Origin of the sequence: Mesobacillus campisalis (assembly GCF_000986785.1) — a bacterium.
Classification (GTDB): Bacteria; Bacillota; Bacilli; order Bacillales; family Cytobacillaceae; genus Mesobacillus_B; species Mesobacillus_B campisalis.
This window is the reverse complement of record NZ_LAYY01000015.1, coordinates 57715-73660: the sequence shown is the minus strand read 5'-3', so window position 1 is coordinate 73660 and position 15946 is coordinate 57715. Positions and strand designations below refer to the sequence as shown.

16 protein-coding genes are annotated in these 15946 nt (G+C 47.3%); 10 read left to right on the top strand and 6 right to left on the bottom strand.

What is annotated here, in order from left to right; translation table 11 throughout:
- The first annotated feature begins 7 nt into the window (after positions 1-7).
- The gene (locus tag WQ57_RS14305) at positions 8-1435 is read left to right on the top strand and encodes an amidohydrolase (protein WP_046524465.1); all 1428 of its coding nucleotides are present in this window, start codon (positions 8-10) and stop codon (positions 1433-1435) included.
- 45 nt (positions 1436-1480) lie between these two features.
- Here the strand turns inward: WQ57_RS14305 and WQ57_RS14300 are convergent, their stop codons facing one another.
- The 3 genes from WQ57_RS14300 to WQ57_RS14290 all read right to left on the bottom strand — a co-directional run bounded on the left by WQ57_RS14300 (position 1481) and on the right by WQ57_RS14290 (position 3052).
- Positions 1481-2212, bottom strand: a complete 732-nt coding sequence (locus WQ57_RS14300) for a sensor domain-containing diguanylate cyclase (protein WP_277620294.1) — start codon at positions 2210-2212, stop codon at positions 1481-1483.
- Between the two features lie 6 nt (positions 2213-2218).
- Positions 2219-2416 carry a hypothetical protein gene (locus tag WQ57_RS14295; protein ID WP_046524463.1) on the bottom strand — a complete coding sequence of 66 codons (198 nt, stop codon included), beginning with the start codon at positions 2414-2416 and terminating at the stop codon, positions 2219-2221.
- A 207-nt stretch (positions 2417-2623) separates the two neighbouring features.
- Positions 2624-3052 (bottom strand): cell wall hydrolase, encoded by a 429-nt coding sequence (locus WQ57_RS14290; RefSeq protein ID WP_046524462.1) that lies wholly within the window; start codon positions 3050-3052, stop codon positions 2624-2626.
- A gap of 273 nt (positions 3053-3325) precedes the next feature.
- On the opposite strand from WQ57_RS14290, the gene WQ57_RS14285 reads away from it, so the two are divergent.
- Positions 3326-4660 (top strand): sodium-dependent transporter, encoded by a 1335-nt coding sequence (locus WQ57_RS14285; RefSeq protein ID WP_046524461.1) that lies wholly within the window; start codon positions 3326-3328, stop codon positions 4658-4660.
- Positions 4661-4818: 158 nt separating this feature from the next.
- Here WQ57_RS14285 and WQ57_RS14275 read toward each other — a convergent pair whose 3' ends face one another.
- Positions 4819-5490, bottom strand: coding sequence for a TorD/DmsD family molecular chaperone (locus WQ57_RS14275; protein ID WP_046524459.1), 672 nt, complete (start codon positions 5488-5490; stop codon positions 4819-4821).
- Positions 5491-5801: 311 nt separating this feature from the next.
- On the opposite strand from WQ57_RS14275, the gene desA reads away from it, so the two are divergent.
- From desA to WQ57_RS14260, 3 genes are all read left to right on the top strand, one after another.
- Positions 5802-6833: a Delta(5) desaturase DesA gene (desA, locus tag WQ57_RS14270; RefSeq protein WP_046524458.1), complete on the top strand. Its 1032-nt coding sequence runs from the start codon at positions 5802-5804 to the stop codon at positions 6831-6833.
- 108 nt (positions 6834-6941) lie between these two features.
- A complete protein-coding gene (locus tag WQ57_RS14265; RefSeq protein WP_046524457.1) occupies positions 6942-8081 on the top strand; it encodes a sensor histidine kinase in 1140 nt (379 codons plus the stop codon).
- Positions 8078-8677 (top strand): response regulator transcription factor, encoded by a 600-nt coding sequence (locus WQ57_RS14260; protein ID WP_046524456.1) that lies wholly within the window; start codon positions 8078-8080, stop codon positions 8675-8677. The genes WQ57_RS14265 and WQ57_RS14260 overlap by 4 nt, the downstream gene beginning before the upstream one ends.
- Before the next feature lie 87 nt (positions 8678-8764).
- Here the strand turns inward: WQ57_RS14260 and WQ57_RS14255 are convergent, their stop codons facing one another.
- Together WQ57_RS14255 and WQ57_RS14250 are read right to left on the bottom strand one after the other, a co-directional pair.
- Positions 8765-9613, bottom strand: coding sequence for an oxidoreductase (locus tag WQ57_RS14255; protein WP_046524455.1), 849 nt, complete (start codon positions 9611-9613; stop codon positions 8765-8767).
- 203 nt (positions 9614-9816) lie between these two features.
- Positions 9817-11040, bottom strand: a complete 1224-nt coding sequence (locus tag WQ57_RS14250; protein WP_046524454.1) for an ATP-grasp domain-containing protein — start codon at positions 11038-11040, stop codon at positions 9817-9819.
- 475 nt (positions 11041-11515) lie between these two features.
- On the opposite strand from WQ57_RS14250, the gene WQ57_RS14245 reads away from it, so the two are divergent.
- The 5 genes from WQ57_RS14245 to WQ57_RS14225 all read left to right on the top strand — a co-directional run bounded on the left by WQ57_RS14245 (position 11516) and on the right by WQ57_RS14225 (position 15883).
- Positions 11516-12223 (top strand): SDR family oxidoreductase, encoded by a 708-nt coding sequence (locus WQ57_RS14245; protein WP_046524521.1) that lies wholly within the window; start codon positions 11516-11518, stop codon positions 12221-12223.
- Positions 12220-13245, top strand: a complete 1026-nt coding sequence (locus WQ57_RS14240; RefSeq protein ID WP_046524453.1) for an S-adenosylmethionine:tRNA ribosyltransferase-isomerase — start codon at positions 12220-12222, stop codon at positions 13243-13245. Before WQ57_RS14245 ends, WQ57_RS14240 begins: the two co-directional genes overlap by 4 nt.
- A 131-nt stretch (positions 13246-13376) precedes the next feature.
- On the top strand, positions 13377-13967 hold the full coding sequence (locus tag WQ57_RS14235; protein WP_046524452.1) for a molybdopterin-dependent oxidoreductase: 591 nt from the start codon (positions 13377-13379) through the stop codon (positions 13965-13967).
- Positions 13968-14111: 144 nt separating this feature from the next.
- Positions 14112-15227 carry a GAF domain-containing sensor histidine kinase gene (locus WQ57_RS14230; RefSeq protein ID WP_046524451.1) on the top strand — a complete coding sequence of 372 codons (1116 nt, stop codon included), beginning with the start codon at positions 14112-14114 and terminating at the stop codon, positions 15225-15227.
- 17 nt (positions 15228-15244) lie between these two features.
- Positions 15245-15883 carry a response regulator gene (locus WQ57_RS14225; RefSeq protein ID WP_046524450.1) on the top strand — a complete coding sequence of 213 codons (639 nt, stop codon included), beginning with the start codon at positions 15245-15247 and terminating at the stop codon, positions 15881-15883.
- Positions 15884-15946 lie beyond the last annotated feature (63 nt).

Genomic DNA, 15946 nt, shown 5'->3' with positions numbered 1-15946 from the left:
GGGTAAAATGAACAAACAATCCATTTTGGAGTGGCTGGAATCGAAGGATGAAGAGTATACAAGAATGGCAGAAGAAATATGGAAAAACCCCCAGGTAGCCTATGAAGAAAGATTTGCTTCAGAATTGCAGATGACACACCTGGCAGACAGGGGATTTCGAATTTGGGAGAACATTGGCGGTGTAAGGACTGCGTTTGTGGCTGAATATGGCTCTGGCAGTCCCATAATCGGAATTTTAGGCGAATATGATGCACTTCCAGGATTGTCGCAAGAGGTCAGTTCCACTCGCAGTGAAATCATTCCTAACGGACCTGGGCATGGGTGTGGACACAATCTTCTCGGAACTGCAGGAGTTGAAGCTGCTGTCGCAATCAAGCAATTGATGGATAATGGGGAGTTGAAAGGAACCCTCCGCTACTATGGCTGCCCAGCAGAAGAGGTGTTATCAGGGAAGACCTTCATGGCCAGGGAAGGGGTGTTTGATGACTTGGACTGTGCCTTGACATGGCATCCGGGGACTTCCAATATCGCTGCAAATATGAGCATGCAGGCAATGGTCTCGATTAAGTTTCACTTTAAGGGAGTTACGGCCCATGCCGCTGCGGCGCCGCATGCAGGCAGGAGCGCGCTGGATGCTGTGGAGCTGATGAATGTAGGAAGCAATTATATGCGGGAACATGTTCAGGATGGTTCCCGGATCCACTATGTGATTACGGATGGCGGGATGGCTCCGAATATTGTTCCTGATCAGGCAAGCGTATGGTATTACTTGAGGGGAGCAGCGAAGGAACAGGTAGATGATATGCTTGAAAGAATCCGAAAGATTGCAGCAGGGGCGGCACTAATGACAGAGACGGAAGTTACTGATGAGATTCTTGCCTTTTGTTTTGAAACTCTTCCTAATGATACATTGAACGGGGTGATGCTGGAAAATATGAAATTGTCGGGTGCTCCTGATTATTCAGCAGCTGAAAAAGAATTTGCCAAAGAGCTGGTTTCAATGGTTGACCCTAAAATAGTGGAAATGTCACGCAAGCAATATGGGAGCCGGTTCCAAGAGCTGCTTCCTGCCGGTTTTCATTATTACCCTCAATTAAAAGGTGTGTCAGTCGGAGGGTCGACAGATGTCGGGGATGTAAGCTGGATTACTCCTGTCGGACAGGTGATGACAACTTGTGCGCCAGTCGGCGTACAGGCTCATTCCTGGCAGGCGACAGCTTCCTATGGCTCTTCGATTGGTTTCAAAGGGATGCATCTTGCTGCGAAAACGATGGCACTTTCTCTTTTTGACCTGTTTACTGATTGTGAGCTCATCACAAAAGCAAAAGCTGAATATTCAGCAGCAACAGCGGGAAAGACCTATAAACCCGGAATTCCACAAGGTGCAAAACCGCCAGCTCCTGCCATTTCTGATATAGAGCTTGTCCAATATTAACAATGCTGTAGGTAAAGGTGCCCGTTCGCTGCGGGCACCTTTTTGTCAGAAAAACCTGTAGCAATTTTTGCCGTGCTCTTTTGCTTGGTACATGGCGGCATCTGCGTATTTCAGCAGCGTCCTTATTCTTGTTTCGTCCTCAGGGTAAATTGTGATTCCAATGCTTGTGGATAGGGCAAGTTGGTGTTCGTATATTTGCCAGGATGACATGATTTCAAGAATTTCCCGGGCATGCTGCTCGATTTTGTTTTTATTTGCAAGCTCTGGAAACAGGAGCACGAATTCATCGCCGCCCAGCCGGACGCCTATACCGTTTTCTGGCAGGCATTTACGAATCCGGTGAGCGACTTCCTTTAATACAATGTCGCCCAGTTCGTGGCCATATTTATCATTTACAGCTTTGAAGCCATCGAGGTCAAGGAACATAAGGGTGCCCTTAGCCGTTTTATCCAGGGTGATTTTTTCATCAAAAAGCTGATAAAGAAAATGCCGGTTATACAAACCTGTCAATTGGTCTTTTGTGGCTTTCGCTTCGAGGTCGAGGACATAGGCGAACAGCTGCGACAAGTTTTCAAGCGCTTTTACAGCCTCCGGACTGTAAGTGGATGGTTTGGAATCCATCGCACAAAGAGTGCCATACACTTCACCGTTTTGATAAAACACGGGTACACCAAGGTAAGAGCCGATATTGGCCTTTTCTGTCAGGGGCATGTTTTGGCTGACAGGATTTTTCCTGGTATTTTCAATTAAAAGGGGTTCACGACCACCAAATAAAATGTGCTGTCAGTAAACATCCTCAACGGGTATAAGATCCCCCTCATTAGCAAGAATACCATTATCGTTATGAAGCACTTTTTCAAGTTTAATATGTTTCTGGGTTTTTTTCGCCAGCATAAGAGTCTTATCTGGCAGAATCGCATTCAATATTTCCAATAATTTTTGCGAAGCTTCAGCAAAATTTTGATATAGGACAGGTGCCATGCTGCGTTCTCCTTTACACTTTTCGTACTGACAGGAAACTTCCTCGTCTATTGCCTAATAAAAATATCCTACAAAACATCCCCATGTGTAAAGGAGAAACATAAAAAGCATAGGAAATGACACTGCTTTAACGCACTAAACGGTGCCTGACCCCGGATGCGGTGAAGTGGTGAAGGGTGCCAGACCCCTTTTTAAAGAAGACTCCTTTTAAAAGGTGTTGTAGATGTTTTCGCATTCGGCTCCGGTTGGTTCGTAGAAGCAATGTAGTTTGTAGCGGCCCACCAATGGCTGGTTATACCAGGTTGGGGGGCAATCGCCGGAGGGCCGGAAGTACCATAAACTGAAACGGGCCGGCCAGGACCGTTCCCCGCGGACTGCCCTGCGGGCGAGGCGCTTTTCCGAGGCCCTTGCCCGCTGATAAAAATAGCCTTTTTGTGTGGCTTCGAAAGCATGCTCCTGAAAAACCATGTGAGGAATGGTGCGCAATCCTATGAAATCCGAACAGTTGGCCCTGATCCGGTTGATGCCGACTGTCCCTACATGCAGCATGCCAATGTCTCCTTCTCCCTCCGCCTCGGCCCTTAGAAGTCTGGCCAGGAGGTCGATATCCGCTTCTGTATGCTTCACAACAGCCATAAGCCCACCTCCAGTGAATATAAGGATATAGCCCTTTCCAGCCTGGTCTTACAAATAAAGAAGAACTGCTGGTGTGAAATTGCGGCCATTAAAGGATATGCAGGGAAGTGATTGACCTTTTATTCACACAATAAGGAATGCTGGCCCTTTTTTGGCAAATAGTAAGAATATCCCGGTCATTTGAATGGGAATAAAAATAACTACTCTTTTTCATTCATTCATAGTAACATGGAAAAATATCAGCTTGAAATTGCAAAAGGAGTTAATAAACATATGAAAAGTCATGAACAATGGACATCCAAACTTGGCTTCATCCTTGCCGCCGCAGGGTCGGCGATTGGCTTGGGTGCCATCTGGAAATTTCCCTATCTGGCCGGAACCAATGGGGGAGCCATCTTTTTTCTTTTATTCATCATACTTACCATCTTTGTAGGAGCACCAATTTTGATAGCGGAATTCATGGTCGGGCGCAACAGCCAAAAAGATGCTGTCAGGGCCTACCAAAAACTTGCTCCAGGCAGTAAATGGCATTATGTCGGCTATGCCGGTGTCCTTTTTTCCTTTATCCTGCTGTCTTTCTACAGTGTGGTCGGCGGCTGGATTCTTTCGTACCTGTGGCGCGGCCTAACAGGATCTTTGACTGATGCCGACTATGGAGCGGTTTTTGGCGAGGTCATTTCCAATCCAGTGGAAGTGGTGGCCGCCCAGTTCATTTTTATGCTGATGACGATTTTCGTCGTGAAAGGCGGCATCCAGAAGGGAATTGAGCGGGCCAGCAAATACATGATGCCTGCTTTGTTTCTGTTTTTTATTATCCTGGGAATCCGCTCGCTGACACTCGACGGTGCCATGGAGGGTGTCAGGTTTTTGCTTTACCCGGATTTCTCTGCCATTACAGGTGAAACCATCCTCATGGCGCTTGGACAGGCGTTTTTCACATTGAGTGTCGGTATTTCCGTTATGGTCACGTATGCATCCTACTTGTCCAATAAGGAAAACCTCACAAAGTCAGCCTTTTCGGTAGTTGGGTTGAATATATTTATTTGCCTGCTTGCCGGGCTGGTCATTTTCCCGGCCGTCTTTGCGCTCGGCTTCGAACCAGGCGAAGGCCCAGGACTTGTGTTTGTCGTCCTGCCAGCGGTATTTAATGAAATGGCGTTTGGCGGTGTGTTCCTGGTCATCTTCCTGATTCTCCTTTTATTTGCAACCTTGACCTCGGCCTTCTCCATCCTCGAGATAGTGGTCGCGGCGCTCGTAAAAGACGATGCAGGCCGGAGAGGGAAAATCTCCTGGATCAGCGGCTTGCTTATTTTTATGGTTGGTGTTCCAAGCGCGCTATCCTTTGGTGTGCTGTCAGATGTCCAGATTTTTGGAAAGTCGATTTTTGATTTCTCCGATTTTCTTGTAACAAACCTTGGATTGCCTATTGGCGCACTGTTTATTTCCCTTTTTGTGGCCTACCGTTTGCCGCGCGAGCTTGTAAAAGAAGAGCTGAACAAAGGAACGAAGGGGCTTGGTATTCTGTTTGACATCTGGTATGCAGCTATCCGCTACATAGCCCCTGTTGGAATTGTGCTGGTCTTCCTAAGTTCGCTGGGAATCATATAAAAATAACCGGGGAGGGCTGTCTATTGGCAGCCCTTTTTGCATAGCTATTCTCTGCCTATCCTGAGGGGGATGGACAGCAATGGATAGAAATAAAAAGCGGATGTCGAGCAGGGCGGGAACCTGCGGGACATCCGCTTTTTTATTTAAAAATTGACTTGTCATCTGAGACATTCTTCCAGGAACTCTGCGGTTTCCAGTTCAAGATCAAGATAGTCTCTTAATAGAAGGGCCAGTGCTTGATAGAGCGGATGGCTGGTTCCTTTCAGCAGCCTGTCGCACAGCAGGTGCACCCATCTGGCCAAATGTCCGGTAATAAAAGAATGCTGGTCCTTCAACAGTTCCCTTATAGCAGCGACATCCCCGGATTCAAGGGATGAACGAACCAGATAGGAAAGGAATTCGAGCTCGACGGCTATGTGATCGTCGGGCTGATTGTTTTCATGGGTAAATCTCAGGCCATATTTGCGGTAAAAGGCCCTTGCCTGAAGTGTTTGGTCATCAAATAAAATGTGCTCGCGCCCCAGGTAGACAGATTCCCAAAGCGGCGCAGGCAGGGGATTGGGACCAGTGAATAGGTCGTGATAGGCCGAAACAGCCATTTGAAGGAAATTGTCATCTTCCCGAAATTTTTTAATCTCTTGTTCCATTTTCTTTGCATTCTTGTTCATTTCTGCCATAGATTGAAAGCCAGGGTCATTCAGAAGGACAAGAAAATAATTTTTTTCAGGAGGATGATTGAATAGAAAACGAATCGCATCGTTCAATACCAGTCTTGTATAAAATAATTCCTCAAAAGGAGCTGTAAATCTGTCTTCTGCGAGTGCATTCATCAGGAAACCCCCTACTTTCCAATCTAATTATCAAGAATATATAAATATTCTAACGGAAAGTTACTTCGTTTCAGCTTCTGCGAGCCATTCTTCACATAATCGCCCCAAGTTTTTGATCAAAGTATGAACAATTATTTTCTTTTTGGATAACCTATATTTGGTGTTTCAAAGCAGGCAGGAATAGGTTTATCTCATTCTTATTATGGTTATATGACATTTGTCATATAAAAGATATGACACCTGGGACTTACAAGGTTTGTTTCCGTTTTCTATAATAAAATTAACATCACCTAGAAAGGGGAATTGTACCATTGAACAATCATAACCCTAAAGCTTTGCGGAAGCAGGTTGCCCCTTATGAAAAATCGGAACTATCGAAAAGCATATGGCAAATCATCAACACGCTGGGGCCATTTTTCCTGCTCTGGTATTTAGCTTACCAAAGCCTTTCCATTTCGTATTTTCTTACATTGGGAATTGCTGTAATTGCAGCCGGTTTTCTTGTGCGAATCTTCATCATTTTTCACGACTGCACCCACCACTCCTTTTTTAAAAACAGGAAGGCCAACCGTGTCCTTGGAACAATCACGGGAATTTTGACGCTGTTCCCTTATGACCAGTGGGGATATGAACACTCCGTCCACCATGCGACAAGCAGCAATCTGGACAAGCGCGGGACCGGGGACCTTTGGATGCTGACGGTTGACGAATACCTGGAAGCGCCATTTTGGACAAAGGTAAAGTACAGGCTGTACCGCAATCCTTTTGTAATGTTCATACTTGGACCGATCTATGTATTCGGGATTACAAACCGCTTTAACCGCAAGGGAGCAAGACAAAAAGAGAAAAACAATCTTTATTTCACCAATATCATGCTTGTTGTGGTTATCGGCTTGCTTTCATGGGCAATCGGCTGGCAAAACTTCCTGCTTGTGCAGGGCCCGATTTTCATGATTTCCGGAGGCCTTGGCATTTGGCTGTTCTACATCCAGCACACCTTTGAGGATTCGTATTTCGAAGAAGATGAGCATTGGGAATATGTGAAGGCTGCTGTTGAAGGAAGCTCCTTTTACAAGCTGCCAAAGCTGCTCCAGTGGCTGACAGGAAACATTGGATACCACCATGTACATCATTTGAGCCCGCGCGTTCCAAACTACAAGCTCGAAGAAGTGCATGAAAATACAGTGCCTCTGCAGAATGTGCCGACAATCACGCTTGCGGCAAGCCTTGGTGCGATTAAGTTTAAGCTCTGGGACGAAGAAGGCAAAAAGTTTGTGACCTTTGCGCATTTGAAAAAGGCTGCAAAAAAATCTGTCTCCTCTTCAGCGAGAACTCAAGTATAAGCTGGTTTTACACTCTCCTTGCATTGAGGAGAGTTTGTTTTTTATAGAAAAAGGACGAGTGATGGCGATTATGGTAAAATATTGATATCAAAGAACGAGGTTGCATGCATGATTAGACAATACTGGAATTTGCTGAAAACGACCGGAATCTCTCCGTATATCTGGACCATCCTTGGCATTCTGCCATTTTATTTTATCTTTTCACAAACTTTGTCCACGATTGTGATTGTGACCGGGTTGATCCTGACGGTGTTATTCTTTGTTTTTTACCGGCTGGCGTTTATCTCCAAAAGCTGGGCCGTGTATATTTGGACTGTGATGCTGATCGGCATTTCCGTCGCTTCGACGACTTTGTTCAGCTATGTGTATTTTGCTTTTTTCATTGCTTATTTTATAGGGAATATCCACCAGAAAATCCCGTTTTTCGTCTTGTATTTTATCCATCTTGTCAGCATGTCGGCGGCGATTAATTTCGAATTGATTTTAAAAGAAGATTTGTTTTTGACTCAGCTGCCTTTCGTGATTATCGTCTGGATCAGCATCATCTTCCTGCCGCTCAGCATCCGGAACCGGAATGTGCGCGGGCGGCTGGAAGAAAAGCTGGAAGATGCAAACAAGCGGATTTCCGAGCTCGTAAAGCTTGAAGAACGCCAGCGGATTGCGCGGGACCTTCATGACACATTGGGGCAAAAGCTATCGCTGATTGGTCTAAAAAGCGACTTGGCAAGTAGATTGGTTTATAAGGACCCTGAGCAGGCAAGGGCTGAATTGAAGGATGTCCAGCAAACATCACGGACTGCGTTGAATGAAGTCCGGAAAATGGTTGCCGAGATGCGCGGCATCCGGGTGAAGGAGGAACTTGCCCGAGTTCAGCAAATTTTGAAAGCGGCAGAAATTGAATTTCACTGCGATGCCGAGCTGCCGGTGAAAAACGTTTCCCTGCTGACCGAGAATATCCTCAGCATGTGCCTGAAAGAAGCGGTGAACAATATCGTCAAACACAGCGATGCTGCTAATTGCCATGTGGCACTGATCCAATCGCCAAAGGAAATCACTTTGATGGTGAAGGATGATGGCAAAGGGTGTGTGACGGAAGCGGACTTCTCCAAGGGAAGCGGTTTGAATGGAATGAGAGAGCGCCTTGAATTTGTAAATGGCACCCTTGATATCAAGGATGAGGAAGGGACATTATTAGTCATAAAAGTGCCAAGGTTTGTCGAGCAAAAGGATAGGGAGGGAGCAAAATGATCAGGATTGTCATCGCGGAGGATCAGCGGATGCTATTGGGAGCATTAGGATCGCTGCTCAGCCTCGAGGATGATATGGAAGTGGTTGGAAAGGCGAGCAATGGGGAAGAAGCAGTGGAACTTGTTAAAAAGCTCCAGCCTGATATTTGCATCATGGATATTGAAATGCCTGGAAAAACCGGACTGGAAGCGGCTGAGGAACTAAAGCCGCTTGGCTGCAAAGTGATTATTTTAACCACCTTTGCCCGTTCCGGCTATTTCCAGCGCGCCCTGAAGGCAGGGGTGAAGGGCTATCTGCTGAAAGACAGCCCGAGCGAAGAGCTGGCAAGTTCCATCCGCAGCGTCATGGCCGGCAGGCGGATGTTTGCCCCAGAGCTGATGGATGACATCTACAGCGAGGAAAACCCGCTGACCGAACGGGAGATGGAAGTCCTCGGCCTGGTGGCGGACGGCAAAAATACGAAGGACATCGCCAGCGAGCTGACCATCACCACGGGAACGGTAAGGAACTATATTTCCACCATCCTTGACAAGCTGGAAGTGACCAACCGAATCGAAGCCATCAGGCAGTCAAAGGAAAAAGGATGGTTCAAATAGGCGGACATAGACACAAAAACCGGGCAAAAAGCGCAGGCTTGTTGCCCGGTTTTTTGCGTTAAAGCCCTAGCGCGTGCCTGACCCCCTTTAGTGCAGTGAAGGGTGCCTGACCCCTAATTTTTTGAGAATCACTTTTTCTAGCTTATTCCATGGGAGTATTTTTTTGAGCAGGAGGCTGTTTTTTATGCCTTTGCCGATAGGGTACCTGAGCTCCGGGCTCTGCTGCTGGACGGCGATTTTGGCAACAAGTTTGGCCACGTCCTCCGGGTTTCCGTGACCGGCCTTGCCGCTGTTGATTTCCTTCATCAGGAGGGTCATATACTCGTAATACGGTGAATCCTGATGGACTTTGATTGTATCCATGCTGGACCAGATGTTGGTTTTATAGGAACCTGGTTCAACGAGGACCACATCAATCCCAAAAGGTTTAAGCTCTAGCCGCAAACTTTCGCTAAAGCCTTCGAGCGCATGCTTGGAGGCAGTGTAGGGAGACAGTCCCGGAAAGCCGACTAGTCCGCTGATGCTGCTGATATTGATGATCCGGCCATGCCGATTCTGCCGCATAAAAGGCAGGACAGCCTGGGTCACCCCAATCACGCCAAACACATTCGTTTCGAATTGCTGGCGGTAATCATCAAGCTGCAATTCTTCGCAAAAACCGCCGAGCGCGTAGCCGGCATTGTTAACGAGAACCTCAATTTTCCCGAAAGATTGTATGTATTGCTTAAATTGCTGTATGGAAAGGGAAGAAGTCACATCAAGAGCCTGAATTTCGATGTGCTGTTCTAGTTGTCTTTCCCTTGCCAGCTTTAGAAGTGTGTCGCTTTTTTTCGGATCCCTCATGGTGGCGACCACATGGAAGCCCTCTTTCGCCAGTTCCAGCGCGCATAAGAGGCCAAAACCGCTTGATGAACCAGTCACAATGGCCGTTTTCATGCCAATTTCCCCCTTGTTTGTAAAAAGTGATTTAAAACTACAATAAGCTAGCAGAAGCTTTTTGACCAGCAGGAAAGGCTGGGGGTGCAAGGTAATAGGGTCTGCAGCGCGTTAAAATATGAAAGCGGGTCAGGCACCCTTTACTCTGGTAAAGGGTGCCTGACCCGCTTTAGTTTATTAAAGGGTGCCTGACCCCCAAAATGTTATTCACGTGGATGGAGGCCGTCTAGTGCCATGTGGGTGAGGGTGGTTTCGGCTTCTTCTGCGCAATGTGCAATGACCAGACCGACGACTTTGGATGTGCTGCTGCCGCATTGGACATAGTCGGCATCAAGAAAGCCAACTGGGACGAACTGGCCAGAATCCATGTATTTTTCCACGACAGGAACGAGATCATCAAAAGAGCTTGTCCACTCCAGGTTGCACAGTCTCATGACACTTTTTCCGTAGTTTCTTTGGATATCACGATAGAGCAGCAGTCCGCACGTCGAAGCGTTAAAGCGGACGTTCAAGTCAATAAAGTAGAATCGATCCCCCTTAACCAGGACATCGAACCCCGCTACGCCAACATAGCCGGTGTCGGCAATCCTTTTCATCACCCAGTACCCTATTTCAGCAATAGGCGCAATTTTTTCATCGATGTCCACCGAAATCCAGCTGCCGCGGAAGCAGCCTTCCTCATTGACAATCTGCTCCGATTTTCCCAGAAACCTGATTTCGCCATCAGGGTTGACGGCATAGTGGACGGAAATATTTTCATCATACTCAATATGCTCTTCGACAATGATTTTCGATAAGTCACAAAAAGCTTCGTCGACGCTGTTTAGCTGCTGTTCATCATGGACGAGCATGACGCCGCAGCCACCTGATGTCGGCCTGCCGTCTCCGGACTTCAACACAAGCGGCAGCTGCGGTTTTTCCTCCAAAATCTCGGCAAGGCTCATCATTCTTCTTTCGGGAAAATGTCCACTTGGAACCAAATCGGGGATACTTCGTTTATCGCAAAGATAAGCATGCACAGCAGGATCCACCCAGTGCAGCCCGGGAGAGACCTTTTCTGAAGGATGCGGGTATTGGAAGATCACCTTTTTGTTTAGATGCTCAAGCTGCTGAAGCAGTTCCAGATAGCCCTCTTCATCGCTGTAAGTATAAAGGGAGGCAGGAACCTTTAACCCGGCTTTTCGCAGCAGCCTCAATGCCGGCTCTGTCACGGTGCCCGCATGGCAGATTACAGGTGCATCTCCAGCCACACTGAGCTCTCTGCCTGTCAGTGCTTCCAAACTTAAAACATCGCTGGAGAAATGCGAATAATCCTCGGAGTAAAGCTTTGGATTATAAACATATCCTTGTCCATAAAGACTTTCGATACTGTGAGAGGGACGAAGGGTGATGGGCCTCGACGTTTTGGCATAAGCTAGCTGTTTCATGGACATTCCTCCAAACTATGAAATTTTTTCGTTTTTTAAAAGATAGGATGGCTGCAGCAGCATGAGCAGGTGGCCTTCCTCACTAGGATAAAAGGGGACCAGGTTACCGTCATTCTGAATGGCATCAGCATGCTGTGTATTAAAACCAAAAAGGGAAGGCATCGCACCACGATAGAGCTTTGAAAAGAAGCTCTCCGCACCACGACCAGGATGTCACATCAAAATGAATGACATCCTGGTTAGGGGGAGGAATGAAACGAAAGATATATAGATTGAAACGAAAATATTTTCGTACTATTCCTTTAATACACTTTTTTACAGATTTTGAAACTAGGTCCAATTTCTCATCCTAAAGTAGTAGAAATTGTTCCTGCTTTTTATGGAGGGAAAATGCTTCCATACCCGTTAAGCTTAAAGCAGATGAAAAAACGTAAAGGGAGAGATCAAAGTGAATGATTTTAATAATAATGTGGTCATGATTACAGGTGCTTCAAGAGGTCTTGGACGGGCGCTGGCACTGGCTTTTGCAAGGAAAGGCGCCTCCCTTTCCATCTGCGCCAGGAACTTGGCTCCTCTTTTAAAGGTTAAGGAGGAAGCAGAAGCTTTGGGAAGCACAGTGCTAGCTGTCAGCGCAGACGTGGGGAATACTCGTGATGTCGAACGCTTTGCGGCCATGACAGAGGAAACATTTGGCCATGTGGACGTTCTAATCAATAATGCATCCATACTCGGTCCCAGTCCAATGCCTTTGCTGCTGGATTATCCAGTAGATGATTTTATGGAAGTGTTAAGGGTAAACGCCTTTTCGCCTTTTCTTGTAACGCGCCGAGTGCTTCCAGGAATGCTTCAAAGAAACATGGGCAGCATCATCAATGTAACATCGGAGGCCGGATATACTGGGTATGCTGGCTGGGGCGCATACGGAATTTCCAAATTTGCACTGGAGGGTCTTACGGAGACATGGGCCGATGAGCTGCAAGGAACAAAAATCAAAGTCAATATGGTCGACCCGGGGGAAATGGATACTCAAATGCATATCCTTGCTGTTCCGGAGTGTGATTATCAACTCGCCGAGCCGGAAAGCCTTACAGACGTGTTTCTTTACCTTGGATCGGAAAAATCGGATGGTGTCACAGGGCTCCGGTTTGAAGCACAGCAATTTAGATGGGAGGATACGCTATGACAACCGCTCAGCTTGACTTTGAACTGCCGCCGGAATTAAACGCCTCGATGCCTCCTGAAAGACGGGGCATCCGCAGGGATCAAGTCCGGATGATGGTGCTGGACCGGATATCGGGGCGAAGGATTCATGATTCCTTCTTCCGGCTGGGGAATTATCTGAAGCCGGGAGACTTGATTGTTTTAAATTCAAGCAGAACAGTTCCCGCTCTTTTAAAAGGAACCTGGAAACGCGGGAAGGCCTTGATGGACACTGATGTTGAAGTTCGGCTGGCAAGGCGGAAGGATGACAGCACCTGGGAGGCGCTTGTGGCCGCTGCCGGAGCAAGCGTGGGGGATACATTGCAATTTTCACCTGGACTTTCAGGAGTCATTACGGGAGAGAAAGCCTCTTCACCCATAAAGTCCATCCTTTTTTCACAAGCAGGCACAGAGCTATATAACATCTTTTATGATATTGGCGAACCGATTACCTATGAATATATTGAAAAGCCATGGAAGCTCGACTATTACCAGACTGTTTTTGCCAGCAGTCCAGGCTCGGTGGAAATGCCGTCAGCCGGGAGGGCATTCAGCTGGGAACTGCTCTTTCAGCTGCAGAATATGGGCGTCTCTATTGCCTTTATTCAGCTTCATACCGGGCTGAGCTACCTGGGTGAAGACTTTGATTTTCATCCTGAAGAACATGAGGAAACGTATCATGTTCCTGGAGAGGTTATGCAGAAAATCAGCAGCACAAAAGCTGCCGGCGGCCGAATCATTGCTGCAGGAACGACGGTGGTCCGCGCCATTGAAACAGTGGGAGAAGGCGGGAAGCTTTCAGGTTCGACAAATCTCTACGTCAGCAGGGATACCCGATTAAACATAACTGATGGCATCCTTACCGGATTTCATGAACCGAAAGCAAGCCATCTTGATATGCTTACCGCTTTTGTTTCGGAACACCATTTGCTGTGCGCTTATCAGGAGGCAGTTAAAAGCCGATACCTTTGGCATGAATTTGGTGATATGAATTTGATTTTATAAGCAGGCTATGGCTGTGGAATTTCACCTTCGGTCTGAAGTCCAAAACGGGCAGAGAAGGCACCTGTTTCCTTGCATCCTTTATGCCAAAACCACTATGATAAAAAAAACAGATCAGATGGAAGGTGAATTGGTTGGAAAAACAGCTGCCGCCAGGACAATTCGAAAGTGAGAAATGGCCAATCCTCCACGTTGGGGATGTGTATCAGTTTGATGAAGCAACCTGGAACTTCAGGCTGTTTGGCGAGGTGAAAAACGAGGTCCTATTGACTTATCGGGAATTCATGAGCCTGCCAACACGGGTGTCCACTGTGAACATGCATTGTGTCACCACGTGGTCAAAGTTTGGAACAAGCTTTGAGGGGGTGCCTTTTCGCGAACTGCTTAATCTTGTAGAGCTCGAGGATGGTGTGAATTACGTCCAGATTTATGGTTATTACGATGGTGACCGCTTTGGGTATAATGCGAATTTGCCTCTGAAAGAGCTTTTGGGAGATGACTCCTTGTTCGTGTTCCGCTGGAAGGATAAACATAACGAGTGGGCCGATTTGGATCCAAAGCATGGCTTTCCGCTCCGGTTTATTCCCCCGGAGACCTTTTACCTGTGGAAAGGGACCAAATGGGTATCCGGCATCCGTTTCATGAAAGAAGATGAAGCAGGATTCTGGGAGGAAATGGGCTACTCGATGACCGCCAATCCTTTTAAGGAAGAAAGGTATCGTTAAAATCATCACCATAAGAAGAGAAGAATGGCGGCTTTCCATAGCAGGGGAGCCGCCTGATTTGTACAGGGTATCTCCTTAAAGAGTAGGGTTCTTTATTTAAAAAGCAGATATAATGGGAAAAGATACCGATTTAGGAGGAAGTTCATGGCGATGGACGCAAGATACGAAGAAATCGGCATCCTGAAGGAAATTGCCGAGGTATTGAACGAAAGCACGGAGAGCGAACTCATGCTGTCCCAGGTGTTAAAAAAACTGCTGCATCTTACCGGGCTTGAAACAGGCTGGGTCTTTCTTATAGATGAAAGCGGCCGTCATGTTCTTGCCGCGGAAGAACATCTGCCGCCAGCATTGTCAGCTGAAAACAAACGCAGGATGTGCCAGGGAGATTGCTGGTGTGTCAGCCGTTATTATAAAAAGCAATTAACCAAGGCTACTAACATCATAGAATGCAAGCGTATTGAAGAGGCGATTGTAGAAGGAAGCGAAGACACCGGCGGGCTGACCCACCATGCAACCGTCCCACTCCGGGCGGGTGGCGAACGGTTCGGTCTCCTGAATGTTGGATCGCCAAAGAAAAAGGAGTTCAGGAGCGATGAACTTGCCCTGCTCGAGGGGGTAGCCTTCCAAATAGGGACCGCGCTGAAAAGAATTCACCTGACACAGCGGGAACAGGAGACAGTATTGCTTGCTGAACGGAACCGTCTTGCCAGGGATCTGCATGATTCGGTCAATCAGCTGCTTTTTTCGCTCACCCTGACCGCACGCGGCGGCATGGAAATGTCCACAGGAGAAGTCCGGGAAACTTTTGGGTATATCCAGGATCTCGCCCAGGAAGCACTCGGAGAAATGCGGGGCCTCATTTGGCAGTTGAAACCCCGTGGGCTGGAAAAGGGATTGGTAAGCAGCCTGAAGGAATACGCAGGGATGCTGGGACTGACGATTCATGCAGAGGTGACGGGTATTGCATCCTTTCCAGCAAGGGTGGAGGAGGCACTGTGGCGAATCGGCCAGGAGGCATTGGCCAATTGCAAAAAGCATGCACAGACATCCATTGTTCACCTTCATTTTAAAATAAGCGATGAATCGGTGGTCATGAGCATCCGGGATGATGGATGCGGTTTTCAGCATGATGAAAACCACGAGCTGCCTTCTCTTGGCCTAAAGAGCATGAAGATGCGGACAGAAGCGCTTAAAGGGAGGTTTCATCTTAAGTCCAGCCATGGGCAAGGAACGGAAATCACCATTGAACTGCCTATTTAAAAGGAGAGAGAAACAATATGGGAACGAAAATTTTGATTGCCGATGACCATCATATTGTCAGAAGGGGATTGGTCTTTTTTCTGCGGACCCAGCATGATTTTGAAATTATCGGGGAAGCAGGGAACGGCAAAGAAGCGGTTGAACTGGCCAGGACTCAAAAACCTGACCTGATATTGATGGACCTTGTCATGCCGGTGATGGATGGAATACAGGCGACGAAAATCATCAAGAAGGAGCAGCCTGAAATAAAAATTATGATCCTTACCAGCTTTTCCGACCAGGACCATGTGCTGCCTGCCATGGAAGCAGGCGCTTCAGGGTATCAGCTTAAGGATATTGAACCGGATGACCTGGTGGTATGCATCCGAAAGATGATGGCCGGGGAAAGCCAGCTTCATCCGAAGGCCACTTCACAGCTTCTCGCCAACTTGTCCAACGAACGGAGAAAGGAGAACCAGCTGGCGGAACAGCTGACTAAAAGGGAAAGGGAAGTCCTTCGGGAAATCGCATCAGGGAAAAGCAACAAAGAAATTGCGGCAGCCTTGTTCATTACCGAAAAAACCGTAAAAACGCATGTTTCCAACCTGCTTGGCAAACTTGAGGTTGCCGACAGGACACAGGCCGCCCTGTATGCCGTCAAGCATCATCTGGTATAAAAGCGTTTGCTCTAACGGTCCCTTGGCTGAGCGGCAGCTGGTTTTCACTATATTGTCATTTAT

Excerpts from the sequence above, each read along its gene's own strand:
- WQ57_RS14230 (WP_046524451.1), top strand. The coding sequence starts at position 14,112 with ATGGCGATGGACGCAAGATACGAAGAAATCGGCATCCTGAAGGAAATT.
- WQ57_RS14260 (WP_046524456.1), top strand. The coding sequence starts at position 8,078 with ATGATCAGGATTGTCATCGCGGAGGATCAGCGGATGCTATTGGGAGCA.
- WQ57_RS14225 (WP_046524450.1), top strand. The coding sequence starts at position 15,245 with ATGGGAACGAAAATTTTGATTGCCGATGACCATCATATTGTCAGAAGG.
- WQ57_RS14250 (WP_046524454.1), bottom strand. The coding sequence starts at position 11,040 with ATGAAACAGCTAGCTTATGCCAAAACGTCGAGGCCCATCACCCTTCGT.
- WQ57_RS14305 (WP_046524465.1), top strand. The coding sequence starts at position 8 with ATGAACAAACAATCCATTTTGGAGTGGCTGGAATCGAAGGATGAAGAG.
- WQ57_RS14295 (WP_046524463.1), bottom strand. The coding sequence starts at position 2,416 with ATGGCACCTGTCCTATATCAAAATTTTGCTGAAGCTTCGCAAAAATTA.
- WQ57_RS14265 (WP_046524457.1), top strand. The coding sequence starts at position 6,942 with ATGATTAGACAATACTGGAATTTGCTGAAAACGACCGGAATCTCTCCG.
- WQ57_RS14245 (WP_046524521.1), top strand. The coding sequence starts at position 11,516 with ATGATTACAGGTGCTTCAAGAGGTCTTGGACGGGCGCTGGCACTGGCT.
- WQ57_RS14290 (WP_046524462.1), bottom strand. The coding sequence starts at position 3,052 with ATGGCTGTTGTGAAGCATACAGAAGCGGATATCGACCTCCTGGCCAGA.
- WQ57_RS14285 (WP_046524461.1), top strand. The coding sequence starts at position 3,326 with ATGAAAAGTCATGAACAATGGACATCCAAACTTGGCTTCATCCTTGCC.
- WQ57_RS14240 (WP_046524453.1), top strand. The coding sequence starts at position 12,220 with ATGACAACCGCTCAGCTTGACTTTGAACTGCCGCCGGAATTAAACGCC.
- WQ57_RS14275 (WP_046524459.1), bottom strand. The coding sequence starts at position 5,490 with ATGAATGCACTCGCAGAAGACAGATTTACAGCTCCTTTTGAGGAATTA.
- WQ57_RS14255 (WP_046524455.1), bottom strand. The coding sequence starts at position 9,613 with ATGAAAACGGCCATTGTGACTGGTTCATCAAGCGGTTTTGGCCTCTTA.